This window comes from Faecalibacterium sp. AM43-5AT, assembly GCF_003603345.1.
Classification (GTDB): Bacteria; Bacillota; Clostridia; order Oscillospirales; family Ruminococcaceae; genus Faecalibacterium; species Faecalibacterium taiwanense.
Genome location: NZ_QVGZ01000001.1, coordinates 302,541 through 314,171 on the forward strand (window position 1 = coordinate 302,541; position 11,631 = coordinate 314,171).

Sequence of the window (11,631 nt, forward strand, 5' to 3'; positions counted from 1 at the left end):
ACCTCCATTTTATTTTTTTATTGAAGATTTGTCAAGAGTAAATCGGAGGTTTTCAGCATGAAGTTCATTGACATTAACCGCGAGTTCACCGCAGCAGCCAGCCGCTACATGGCGCAGGGCTACTACATCAACGCCGGAACGATGGGCGGAAGCCAGGGCGAGGTCGCTCACATCGACCTCACCAACGGCACCGAGATCATCCGGGTGCTGCTCACCACGTTCAACAACTACCTCGGCACTGAGGGCGTGGAGCTGATTGTCGGCCGGGTCAAGGACGACATCAAGCCCAATCAGGAAGACCGCTGGAGCACCGTCTGGAATGAGCGTCTGGAGGTCATCAGCAACAAGAAGTTCTACCGTCTGAACAACCGCGCACAGGATGGATTCTACGGCACAGAGGAGGAAGCAAACGCCGCCGAGGAGAAGCGGTTTGACCGCTACAAGAGCCGCCGCAGCAATGACAGTGCGGTGGATGTGACCACAAAGGCCGCTCCGATGGTCAAAAAGTACATCCACGAGAAGTTCGGTGTCCGGCGCGTGAAGACGGACGACATCAAGGTCGTCAAGCACGGTGGCCGCTACACCGTCACCTACCACAAGCACGCTGCACAGCTGCACTAAGGGGAGGGCGCAAAGATGGTCACGATTCAGAGCCAGAACTTCGGCGTTGAGATTGAAATGACGGGCGTTTCCCGCGGAACAGCCGCCTCCGTCATCGCCAACTACTTCGGTGTCGGCGGTATCCACTTTGCAGGTGGCACCTACCAGACGTACGAGGCCAAGGATAGCAAAGGTCGCGTATGGAAGTGCATGAGAGACGGTTCCATCACTCCCCGGCGGCGCAGAGGTGGCGCAATCGCAGAGGCAGACGATACCTACCGCTGCGAGGTCGTAACCCCGATTCTCCAGTATGAGGACATCACCGACCTGCAAGAGGTCATCCGGGCACTGGTCAAGAAGGGTGCCATGGCGAACAGCTCCTGTGGTATCCACGTCCACGTTGACGGTGCGAACCACACGCCCGAAAGCCTCTGCCGGCTGCTGAACTTCGCCACCGGGCGGCAGGATCTGTTCTATGAAGCCTTGCAGATTGGCAGTCGTGCAGACCACTGGTGCCACAAAATCAACCCCACCCTGTTCCGTGAAATGAAGAAGAATGGCCGAGCAAGCCGGAACGATGCAGAGCGCATCTGGTACAGCGTGGCGAATGACGGATACGATGGCGGCGTGGATTCCTCCCACTACAACAGCACCAGGTATCACGGAATCAACCTCCATGCATTCTTCACAAAGGGCACCGTGGAGTTCCGGCTGTTCAACGGAACCACTCACGCCGGCCGCATCAAAGCCTACGTCCAGTTCTGCTTGGCAATGAGCGCATGGGCTATCAACTGTGACCACGACAATCTCCACTTCAAATCCGTTGCCGGGTACACCCAGCAGCAGAAACACGACCTCATGCTCCGGGTGCTGACCAAGCGTCTGGGCATGAGAGGCCCGGAATTCAAGACCGCCCGGTTGCATCTCACCTCTGCATTTTTGACAGAGGCCGAGAGTGAAAATACCGCCGCCTAAAAACCGAAAAGCTGCGCTATCTGGCTATACGGGCATTTGGAGGATATGACAATGAAACTTTACAAATATTCCGGCACCATCGAGGAGCTTGCCGTTGAACACGGCCGAATCTCCTACATCAAACTCTTTGATGTGACCGACCTCAACAAAGCACCCACCCGGCTGGAAGTCTTCGGTGCGCTGAGCAAGTACATTGAGGCCATCGAGATCACGGATGCCGAAGAACGGTACATCAAGAGCGATTGGTATTTTGACAGCAGTCTGTATCTGCGCCGCATCGAGATCCCCGGCAGCGAGGTTGGCCGCCCGGCGAAAATCATCACCCAGAGCCCGCACAACATCGAGCGGTTGGAAATCTTCGGCCAGCAGGACTACATCCAGACCAGCAAGCCGGATTCCATGTCCCGCGAGGAAATTTACCGTTTGGTCGATTGGGAACGCGAAAACATGAATTGAGGAGGTGGCAGAAATGTCAATGGGAGATCAAATCAAGGCCATTCGCCAGATTCGGGGGCTTACACAAAAAGAACTCGGAGAACGGATGGGCGTTGATGCTTCGACAGTCAGGAAGTATGAATCCGGGCGGTTGAATCCGAAAATCGAAACCGTGCAGAAAATAGCTGATACGCTGGAAATGCCAGTTGGCTCATTTCTCCCATCGATGGGTATAGCTGAAAATTTCGGTTCCAGAGTGAGAGAAGCGCGAAAGAAGCAGCACCTGTCTATGGAGCAGCTTGGTCAAAAAATGGGAATATCCGGTTCTCTGGTTGGGAGGTATGAGCGAAACGAAGAACACCCTAAGCCAGATACCATCAGAAGATTTTCGGACGCATTGGGTGTTGATGCAAAATGGCTGGAAAAGGGAGAGTACGACGACAACAGCCTATCCGGCGATGAACAGCAGCTTCTTCGGTATTTTAGAGCAATGTCCCCGGTTGGCCAGCATGTCGCACTTGAACGGATGGACGAACTTTCGCAGCATTCAAAATATAGACGGAGGTTTTGAACGATGACAGACGAAAAGATTATTGCCCGGATGCAGGCCGATCAGGAGCAGGGCTGGCCGCTGTGCCCCCGCTGCGGTGAGAGGATGCCGGACAAGCTGACCCATGGAGCATTGAGCCGCCACGCCAAGGGCGTGTACATCTGCGAGGCCTGCGGCACCGATGAAGCCCTCCGGGACTGGGGCGGAAACGTCAAGCCCTTGTCTGACTGGGTGCTGGTTCGCGTATACAATGGAGATTTATGGAGAGAGGCGAAGCAAAATGAGCAAAGTTGAAAAATTCGGTCCGAGGTTGAAAATGCTTATTGATGAAAAAGGGATTACCGTGCGTTCGCTGGCAAAGGATCTGAATGTATCGGTTGGGGTTTTGTCTGATTGGCAAAACGGAAACAAAACTCCAAGAGGAGATTCCATTATGAAACTCACGGAATATTTCGGTGTCACCGCTGATTATCTACTGGGTCTGACCGATGCAAGCACGATAGATACCGATATAAGAATTTCGTGTGACACTACCCGTCTTTCCGAAAAGGCAGTCAAGATACTTTCCAGCATGGAAAAGTCAGACGTTGAAAAGCTGTCCAAGCTGATTGAATTCTACAACACCATCAGATAAACAAAAAATCCCCCTCCACTTTGCCTACACATACCCCGCGAGGTTCGCAGGGCTTCGACAAAGCAGAGGGGGATTTTTGCGCGCTGCCGGAGCAGCCAAGTATAAAATCAAGAGTGGACCATGCCGGGCCACTCTCTACAAAAGCCGAAGCTTTTCAAGTGCTCCTATTTTACACGGCACTCATGCAGCAGTCAAGACTTTTTGCCAAGTGCTGCGGTCATGGCATCAAAGGCGTGTTCGATAACGGCATCAAGCACCTCGTCGGTGATAGCCCAGCGGATAGCCGCCGGGCACTTGGCGCGGAGAGCCGCGAACACCTGCTTCTTCTTTTTGGCACCCTGCCCGCTGCCCATGATGGACCGTTCGGCCTTGTTGACAAGCTCAAGCGCCAGATCCTTGACGGTGGCCTTGTAGCCCAGCCGGATGCCACCGACTGCCAGAGCGATAAAGCCCGCCAGCATCAGGACGATGGCGACGGGAGCGGGGATGAAGTTCAGCATAGCTTCCATGATATTGCCTCCTATAAGCATCAGCGGCGCGGGGAGCCACCCCTGCGCCGTTTTGTCGTGTTGGTTATATCGGATGTTTCACAAGTACTTGAAAGCCCCGGAGATGGCCTTCCAGCTGGCGGGGCCGCAGATGCCGTCCACGGTCAGTCCATGCGCCTCCTGCGCTTTCAGCAGGGCGTTCTCTGTTCCCTCACCGAAAATGCCGTCCGGGGTAAGCCCCAGCAACCGCTGGAGCATCTTCGTGGCAGCCCGGTTTGCATCCCCGGTGCAGCCACGGCGGATGGTCGGCAGAATGAATTTCTGGTATGTGGTGCTGGGATAGTGCTTTGCAGCATCACAGAGCCACGTTGCCTTTGCGTTGCGGGTATCGGTGTGGACCATAGCCGCACCGTCATACCAGTAGATGCCGACCGCCTTGAAATACTGGGCGGCGATGATGCCCAGCGCAACCGGGTTGATGCTGCGGTCTACGATGCGCCAGTCAGCCGCCATGCCGTAACGGTGCTTGCTGCCGGGGCTGCCGCCGACCGCCGCATTACGGGGGATGCAGCGGTATCCGCTGGTCACTTTGATGGGCTTGCCCAGCTTGTCCCGGATGGTCTGCAACTTTTCAACCAGTTCGGAATCGACCATCTGGCGGCTGCATCCGCATGGGCAGCGGAAGTCTTTCCGGGTAAAATTCTTGCTCAGGGCGGACGTATCGCTGGCAAGAAAAGAGATAACTCTCATGCTGAAAACCTCCCTTACAGGAAATCGTGCTTTTGGAGCCGTTCATCGTACACCCTGCCAATGTTCGCCACTGCATGAGTGCAGCGGTTGTTCTTGTATTCGGGGTGCGTCCGGCAGTATGCCTCGTACTCGTCGATGATGGCGAGGATCTCGATGAAATGCTCCGGCGTGTGCTTTTTGCTGTCAATCAGTTCATCATTGAACCGCAAAATCTGGGTGCGCAACAGGTTGGCATTCCGTTCATCGTCCGTGCGGATGTGCTCGTCCAACTTCTTCTGCGTTTCCTGCTGCTGTTCCAGCACTTCGGAATTCAAGGCGTGTCCGAGGAGTTTTGCGATTCTGGACCACGGATTGAGTTTGATGGGGGCGATCTGAATCAACGTGAGGATGACGATGACAGCACCGCCCCCAGATGTCAGGATTTCAAGGATACTCATTGCGTCCTCCTGCACAAAAAGGCAGCCCCACCAAAACGGTGAGACTGCCTTTCGATTTTATTCTGCTGCATCCAGCATATCTTGTGAGTGGCGAACCAGAACGTAGTCCTCCAGGATCTGATTTCGCAGGGCATCGTTATTGCAGTCCTGCATCAAGCCCAGATAGCTCTGAATCACGCTCAGGGCGTACTCAAGTGGAACCTCGCCACGACCGTAGGCCTCTCTGACATATCGAAGATGTTTCTTCATGCCGAGAGAGGTCTGCCGCCGCAGCTCGATTTTATCAGGGGTGATTTTTCGCCCGACAAATTCAACAGGTTTGCCAAGCGGGATAACCGCTGTTTTGTCGTTCAGCTGCAAACCAACATTGGTACGCAGGTAGTCATCGACATACCCCACGACTTCCCATGCCGCCTTTTTGCCATCGACAATGCACATCATGTCATCCATGAACCGAGCGTGTTCCGGCACCTGCAGCTCCCGCTTGATGTAGTAGTCCGTTGGGGTCATAACCACATTGGCGGTCATCTGCGAAATGAGACTGCCGACTTGCATCCCGATGCCGGAGATCCGCTCGGCGGTCGTAACGTCCGTGCAGTACACGGGCAATCCCAGTGGCCGACCATCGCAGCGGATAGCCTGTTCCAGAAACCACACCATGTCCGGGTCATCCAGCGGTTTGGAAAGCTCCCTTAGCTGAACATCCACCGGGATGCGGAAGAAAAACTTGGCAATATCCATCTTGACGATGTACCAGTCACCCGGCTTGCGGGCATAGCTTCGCATCCACTGCTGAACAGTCCTCGATGCGCGGATAGGACCTTTCTCCTCGATGCTGCCGAAACTGTACTCATACATCGACTTGCGGTAGATAGGCCACAGGACATTGTGCGCTGCACAGTTGATAACCCTATCGTAAAACGGCAAGCTGCTGATAAGTCGCAGCTTCGGATAGTATTCATAAAACTGGTGAAGCTGCCCGGTGTGGTATTCATGCCACTGGAGCCGATTCACCGAATCTATCAAATTATCCTCAAGGAGATTTGTGTACTGGAGTACGCAATCCTGTTGCCGCTTGTGTTTGCGGGCTTTCAGATAACCGTCATACATATTGTCGAACGTTGCAAAACGTTCAAAAACGTGTCTGTATTTTTCCAACAAATCCCTCCTGAGGTCGCACCCTGACGAGTGCCGTGCGCCCAACACGCCGGAACACTGGCCAGAATACTGGTGTTTTCAGGCTGCATATTGCAACCAAGGGAATCGACCCCTTTATCCCTCTGTACTGAGAGCAAGCCCATGAGCTTGCAGTATCTGACGATGAGGCAAAGCGGAGCGGAAGCCCAAGTTCGCCCTCGTGTTGGAACGCGGGTTGTTGCCGTTGAACGAGGCGAGGCCGTAAGAGGAGTTGTTCCAGTTGCCGCCGGAGTAGAAGCACGCTACGGCCGATTCCCTATGTTTTTCGGCTGACCGTTGACGGTTTTCAGCCAGCCGCCCAACATCTTTCCGATTTCGACCACCATGCCAGACCAGACTTCGTATTTCTTCATGGGCAGGAATCCTAACTCATGGGATAGCCGGAGATATGCGCGGAGCTTCATAATCTCAACGTCCAGTTCCTGCAAGGTAGTCTTCTTGTAATACTTTTTCTGCGCCTCGATGGTACGCTCCAACATGATATCCATGCAGTGCTTTATATCCGTGCAAAGCGCAAATTTTTCCGATTTCGGATACTGGGCCAAAGCCGGATAAGCATACTCCATCATGTCGTATACTTTCTGCATAAGTTTCAATTCTTCTGCCATGCGGTAGACCCTCCTCCGAACGCGGGATAGTATAACAAGATTTGCATTGAAAATCTGCCTTTCGGTGGATTCTTCCGGTTTTCGGCAAAATCCACCGAAAAGCAAAAAATCAATTTTATAAACGACCCCGCTTCGCGGGGTCGAGGGAACGTGCTGTGCTATCGCACAGCAAACAGGTCACAGTCAGGCAGTGGGCAGTTTCACAAAAGCGGAGCGGAAGCCCAAGTTCGCCCACGTGAGGGAACGCGGGCCGTGGCCGCTGAACGAGGCGAGGCCGCAAGAGGAGTTGCTCCAGCTGCCGCCGGAGGAGAAGCACCGTTCGGCAGCGCCATTGTTAAACCAGCAGCCATTGCCATCTTCCAGCGTATCGCCGGGATACTCCAAGAAACCGAGGTTGTACAGCCACAGCTTCGCGCCGTCCTTGATGGTGCTGTCGCACTCAATCTGCGCCTCGGTTTCGTAGTCGGATTCGTCCTTTTTGACGGTAATATTGGTGGACCAGACCAGCTTGTTGTTGATATGGTCAGCCTTAACAGAACCGGAAGTGGTGCCGCTGCCGTTAGGGGTAATCAGAGTGCCGTCCGCAGCGTTGATGGCTTTCCACTCTGCAGAGGTCGCAGACTGGCTGTGTGCAGAATCCGCACCATTGTTATTGGCCAGAATCTGCAGCTCGCCGTATACCATGCGAACGCCGCCAGACCACTCCCAGATATTGCCGGTGAGGTCAGCAATACCAGACGGGGTCTGGTCGTGATACCAAGTCAGAGGACCGGTGCCAGTGGCAGTGCGACCAGTGCCTTTGTCACCGTCCTTGTAGGTCGGAATGGCTTTGTAGACGTTCTCGCTGGGATGCTTGCCAAAACTGGTGTTGCCCTTGGGCAGAAAACCGTTGGCGATGCACCAGCGCAGAATCAGCCCCCATTCGATGCGGGTCATGCAGTGCCAGCCCTCGCCCTTTGCCTCGCAATACTGGCGAGCCTGATCAAAGTTCATGCCAGCAGCAGGGTCAACACCGCCGATGGAATAGGCACGACCATCCTGCACGATGTTCAGGTACTTGGAAATGTAGATAGCGTCTACCTCGGTGCCGTTGACGATAAACGCAGGGTGCACGGCGGTGCTTTCGCCCATGCCCAGCTGCTTGTAGGTCATCTTCGGGATCTTCACCATGATGCTGGGCATACCAGCGTTATCATAGAGCAGTTCGTTGCCGGGTGCGAGGCCAGTCACGGCCAGATTGGTCAGGTCAAAATTTGCAGCCATAGTAGTTACCTCCTATCAGTCGATGGCCCACAGGGTCAGGGTCACATTGTTCATGGAGAATGGAATCGGCTCCGCCGGGGTGCTGTTGCCCATGCGGGTGCCACCCTCGGCGTTCTCCTCGCCGTCTGTGGTCACTTCCTCAATGGGCTCCGGCTGGGTGTACTGGCGGGCAGGGATATCAATTTCCGCCACATAGCTGCGGCCGGCAGCTGCGCCGATGACCAGCTCACCATAGCTGTCGTAGCACACATCGATGTGAACGTCACGGTCGTCCTCGCGCTTGGCGAGGTTGATGGTCAGGTCATCATCAAAGCAGATTTTGTTCTTGACGACCTCGTAGGGAATCTTGGTGCCGGAATTTTTTTCGATAACGGTCATTTCAGAGTACCTCCGATTGCGATGTATTTGATGGTGGCAGACTTTGCGGAGCCGTTGTAGGCCAGCTTGAAGCCGTTGACCAGCTTCTCGCTGACCTCAATATCCCCGACAGGGCCATCGGATTTGACCAGTTCGGTCATAACCAGATAGCTGGTGCTGCCCATGTTCTTGCCCAGCGACACGCTCTTTTTGGAGTTGTTGCAGGGATAGGTACGAGCATTGGTCAGGTCCACGCTGCCGGACGCAATCTGCCACGAGTTATCGATAGTGGCCACAGTTTCGTTCAGCTGCCAGCCCTGCTGCCGAACTGTATTGAACATCATGCCGAAAGCGGCATAAATATCCCATACGCCGTTTTCGATGTTATTGAAATGTGCCTGATCCTGAGGTGTGCCCTGCTGCATCACCTTGCCAGCGGGAGTGATGGTCCATGTTCCGTCATGGTTGTCGTTGATGACGTACAGACCGGGCTTGTCCGTTACATGGTCAAGCCATACCGTTTTTGCGTACACGGTCATTCCTCCTTTTTCTTCTCGGTAAAGGTAAAGTCGAACCAGTACAGAATACCAGTCTGACCTGTCGAGATTTTGATGTTTACGTCCTCGTGCGCCCAGACCTGATTGTCCGAGTTGAGCAGTTCCACACGGTTCACCGTAATCTCGCCCAGCCCGGTGATGGACACTCTGGCGCGGACAGTACCATCAGCCAGAATGTCGATGCCGGAAAGCGGAACGGTGTAGTAGGTCGAGCCGACACGGAAACGCGCACAGGCAATGCGCCGTTTGAGATAGCCCCGCAGGTCTGCGAAGCCAGCCGAATCAATCATGCTGCTACCTCCTTAAAAATTTATTCCCGGTGCGCTGCCGCACACCTTTGCGATGTAGGAAACGCCGAGGCCGGATTCCTCGGCAACAAGCCCTCCGCCTGATGTACCGCCGGATGTGGCGGTTGCCGGATGCAGACCAGCTGTCAGGTCGCCGGATGCCTGGGCCGCGTATGTGCTGCTGCCGTCTGCGGTCTGCACAACAACATACCCCGCATCATCGAAGCCCTGCGTGGCCGTCTCCGGGTAGGTTCCAGCCAGTTTCTCCGGTGCATAGGCTCCACCATTGTCCACCGTCAAAACCTCGATTTCCGAGGCGGCAGTGCGGCCCTGTGTGGCCGTGGCCGGGAACATGCCAGCGTCGAGCTGCCCGGTGCGGGGGTGAGCGTAGCTGCCGCCGAACTCGTCCGTAACGATGATGATGTTCCCAGCGGAGATGCCGCCCTGTGTGGCAGTTTTGGGGAACGTGCCGCATCGCCGCACCGCATACACGATGTAGCCGCTGCTGGCCACGATTTCGATGCCGAACGCGCTCTGGTAGTACACACCATCGTTGTGCGACCGAAGGCTCTTGTAGTAGCCGATGGCCCACAGCACACGTTCGGTGCTGACGTAGGACGCATCGGAGCCGCTCATGTCCAGCATGACCCGGAAGTGGTACGGCTCGCCGCCATACTGCCACCATTCCTCCAGCCGGGAGCCGGGATAGATAGCCCGGATGCCCCGCAGCACAGCCCCGGCGGTTCCCCGGTGACGATGGATGTAGGGCGCGGACTTGATGGTGCGCCGCTTTGCGGCGAGGTCGTAGTCGTGGTCGTACCAGTCTACGGCGAAGTCCTTTGCCAAAATGTCCAGCAGGTCTTCCGGCAGCTGGTCGATGCGCGTGTAGATTTGACCGAGGTTGATTTCATCCAACCGCTGCTCCAGCACGTTGGCGATAGAGTGCGCCAGAGCAACCATTTTCGGGTCTTTCTGGAGCGCAAGCGGGAAAGAATCCATCATCCGCTCGGCGGTCAGGCCGTTATTCATCCTCGTACCCTCCGCTCTTCACAGTGACCGTGCCCACCTTTGCTACCTGCGGCACCTTGTCGGAGGTCAGGTCAACGGACGGTTTGCCATCTTCCAGCGGGGTAAAAACAGGCTGTTGCAAGTCCACGCGCTTGATGCCAACTTCCAGCAGCAGATACCGCAGCTTGTCCGGGTTGATATCCCGGCCCATCTTGCCAGACTGCCAGCTGATGTACTGCTGCACAGCCTCGTTTACGCGGGCTTGTGCATCCGCGGCAGAGATGTCTCCATCGCGGGTCAGGTAATAGGTCAGGTCGATGTTGTAGTTCACCACATCAGGATCACCAGAAATGACGTGGTCCGTCAGAGGCCGTACCTCATCGGCAGAGCAAACCTCCACCATCGCTTTCTTGGTTTCGTCCGGGGCAATGCCGCCATCATCCATGATGGCGTACAGGCAGACAGTGCCGGGGCTTGGGGAGTTCGGCACCACATCGGCGATTTTGGTAGACACGCTCTTCGCGAAATACTTGTAGCTGCCAACAGGCCCTGCGCTGGACCACGCTGCCTGACTATCAAGCAGAAGCTGGTAGAACTCGTCATCGTCCGGGGCATCGCTGCCGTTTGCGCTGGCCGTGACGTTGGAGCAGCCAGAATAGTAGTCGTACACATCAACAATGGTGTTGATGTCGCCGACTGCAAAGTCGTTCCCGACAGTGCCGGAGGTTTGGCATACCACCGTAACGTCCGTATAGGTCGAACCGATAGGCACATATTCATCTGCCGTGGTTGCCCAATACAGCGAGGCGTTTGCGTCCGTGACGCGAGTGCCGGACGGGATGAGGATTGCACTCTGCCGCGCCTCGCTGATGTTGAAACGCATGGTGCAGGTTGCTGCGGTAGGCTGCGGACGCTGCTGCAAGTAGAACAGCTCCGCCAGCGCATCCAGATTCCCGCCATCCGCCCGGCTGGGCAGATTCTGGTTGTCAGCGTGATTGCTGAGGGCACGCTCGTAGATTATCGCGTCCTCAATCCACGAGATGAACAGCCGTTCCGGGCTGCCGGGGCGCACGGATGTGCCAAAAAACTGCTCATACCCCGCACAGAGCAGCGCATCCAGTTCGTCAACGTCGGTGCTGATGAACTGGTGGTCTGCGGTACTACGCATTGATGCTCACCTCCACAACGGGAAGCATCGTTCCGGGGTTGTCCTTGGAGGATTTGAACGTAGTCCCCATATAGGTGGCTCTCGGTTCAAACCGTTCGATGGCTTCCTTGATGGCGGCGCAGAGCATAGGCTGCGCCACGTTTTCCGGGCGGTCAAGAATATCCGAGATGTCGATGCCAAACTCCCGGTAGCCCGGCACGGTGCCTTTCGGCGTGGATAGGATGACGGCGATGTTCTGCAGAACGCTGGCCACGGTATCCTGCTCGCCGAGGGAAATGGCGGTCAGGTCATTTGCCGACACTAGATAATTGCTCATA

General features: G+C 55.5%; 18 protein-coding genes. 6 read left to right on the forward strand and 12 right to left on the reverse strand.

Annotated elements, in window-relative coordinates; translation table 11 throughout:
* Positions 1–57: 57 nt before the first annotated feature.
* The 6 genes from DW937_RS01610 to DW937_RS01630 are packed head-to-tail and all read left to right on the forward strand — an operon-like array spanning position 58 to position 3,194.
* On the forward strand, positions 58–621 hold the full coding sequence (locus DW937_RS01610) for a hypothetical protein (protein WP_120119900.1): 564 nt from the start codon (positions 58–60) through the stop codon (positions 619–621).
* Between the two features lie 15 nt (positions 622–636).
* Positions 637–1,575, forward strand: coding sequence for an amidoligase family protein (locus DW937_RS01615; protein ID WP_120119901.1), 939 nt, complete (start codon positions 637–639; stop codon positions 1,573–1,575).
* A gap of 51 nt (positions 1,576–1,626) precedes the next feature.
* Positions 1,627–2,031 (forward strand): hypothetical protein, encoded by a 405-nt coding sequence (locus tag DW937_RS01620; RefSeq protein WP_120119902.1) that lies wholly within the window; start codon positions 1,627–1,629, stop codon positions 2,029–2,031.
* Positions 2,032–2,044: 13 nt separating this feature from the next.
* Positions 2,045–2,581, forward strand: a complete 537-nt coding sequence (locus DW937_RS14805; RefSeq protein ID WP_165852854.1) for a helix-turn-helix transcriptional regulator — start codon at positions 2,045–2,047, stop codon at positions 2,579–2,581.
* Between the two features lie 3 nt (positions 2,582–2,584).
* Complete coding sequence (locus tag DW937_RS14675) at positions 2,585–2,854, forward strand: hypothetical protein (RefSeq protein WP_133300951.1); 270 nt, start codon at positions 2,585–2,587, stop codon at positions 2,852–2,854.
* On the forward strand, positions 2,841–3,194 hold the full coding sequence (locus tag DW937_RS01630) for a helix-turn-helix transcriptional regulator (protein ID WP_165852855.1): 354 nt from the start codon (positions 2,841–2,843) through the stop codon (positions 3,192–3,194). The genes DW937_RS14675 and DW937_RS01630 overlap by 14 nt, the downstream gene beginning before the upstream one ends.
* 191 nt (positions 3,195–3,385) lie before the next feature.
* Here DW937_RS01630 and DW937_RS01635 read toward each other — a convergent pair whose 3' ends face one another.
* The 12 genes from DW937_RS01635 to DW937_RS01690 all read right to left on the reverse strand — a co-directional run bounded on the left by DW937_RS01635 (position 3,386) and on the right by DW937_RS01690 (position 11,630).
* The gene (locus DW937_RS01635; protein WP_120119904.1) at positions 3,386–3,703 is read right to left on the reverse strand and encodes a hypothetical protein; all 318 of its coding nucleotides are present in this window, start codon (positions 3,701–3,703) and stop codon (positions 3,386–3,388) included.
* Positions 3,704–3,781: 78 nt separating this feature from the next.
* The gene (locus tag DW937_RS01640) at positions 3,782–4,432 is read right to left on the reverse strand and encodes a D-Ala-D-Ala carboxypeptidase family metallohydrolase (RefSeq protein WP_120119905.1); all 651 of its coding nucleotides are present in this window, start codon (positions 4,430–4,432) and stop codon (positions 3,782–3,784) included.
* A 14-nt stretch (positions 4,433–4,446) separates the two neighbouring features.
* Complete coding sequence (locus DW937_RS01645) at positions 4,447–4,869, reverse strand: hypothetical protein (protein WP_120119906.1); 423 nt, start codon at positions 4,867–4,869, stop codon at positions 4,447–4,449.
* 57 nt (positions 4,870–4,926) lie between these two features.
* A complete protein-coding gene (locus DW937_RS01650) occupies positions 4,927–6,027 on the reverse strand; it encodes an RNA-directed DNA polymerase (protein WP_120119907.1) in 1,101 nt (366 codons plus the stop codon).
* A gap of 281 nt (positions 6,028–6,308) precedes the next feature.
* Positions 6,309–6,674 (reverse strand): diversity-generating retroelement protein Avd, encoded by a 366-nt coding sequence (gene avd, locus DW937_RS01655; RefSeq protein WP_120119908.1) that lies wholly within the window; start codon positions 6,672–6,674, stop codon positions 6,309–6,311.
* 183 nt (positions 6,675–6,857) lie between these two features.
* Positions 6,858–7,937 carry an SUMF1/EgtB/PvdO family nonheme iron enzyme gene (locus DW937_RS01660; RefSeq protein WP_120119909.1) on the reverse strand — a complete coding sequence of 360 codons (1,080 nt, stop codon included), beginning with the start codon at positions 7,935–7,937 and terminating at the stop codon, positions 6,858–6,860.
* Positions 7,938–7,952: 15 nt separating this feature from the next.
* On the reverse strand, positions 7,953–8,315 hold the full coding sequence (locus DW937_RS01665; protein WP_120119910.1) for a hypothetical protein: 363 nt from the start codon (positions 8,313–8,315) through the stop codon (positions 7,953–7,955).
* The gene (locus DW937_RS01670) at positions 8,312–8,827 is read right to left on the reverse strand and encodes a hypothetical protein (RefSeq protein ID WP_133300952.1); all 516 of its coding nucleotides are present in this window, start codon (positions 8,825–8,827) and stop codon (positions 8,312–8,314) included. Before DW937_RS01670 ends, DW937_RS01665 begins: the two co-directional genes overlap by 4 nt.
* Before the next feature lie 2 nt (positions 8,828–8,829).
* Positions 8,830–9,141, reverse strand: coding sequence for a hypothetical protein (locus DW937_RS01675; protein WP_120119912.1), 312 nt, complete (start codon positions 9,139–9,141; stop codon positions 8,830–8,832).
* 12 nt (positions 9,142–9,153) lie between these two features.
* The gene (locus DW937_RS01680; RefSeq protein WP_120119913.1) at positions 9,154–10,167 is read right to left on the reverse strand and encodes a phage tail protein I; all 1,014 of its coding nucleotides are present in this window, start codon (positions 10,165–10,167) and stop codon (positions 9,154–9,156) included.
* Entirely contained in the window at positions 10,160–11,314 is a 1,155-nt protein-coding gene (locus DW937_RS01685) for a baseplate J/gp47 family protein (protein WP_120119914.1), read from the reverse strand. The genes DW937_RS01680 and DW937_RS01685 overlap by 8 nt, the downstream gene beginning before the upstream one ends.
* The gene (locus DW937_RS01690) at positions 11,307–11,630 is read right to left on the reverse strand and encodes a GPW/gp25 family protein (RefSeq protein ID WP_120119915.1); all 324 of its coding nucleotides are present in this window, start codon (positions 11,628–11,630) and stop codon (positions 11,307–11,309) included. The genes DW937_RS01685 and DW937_RS01690 overlap by 8 nt, the downstream gene beginning before the upstream one ends.
* Position 11,631: the final 1 nt, after the last annotated feature.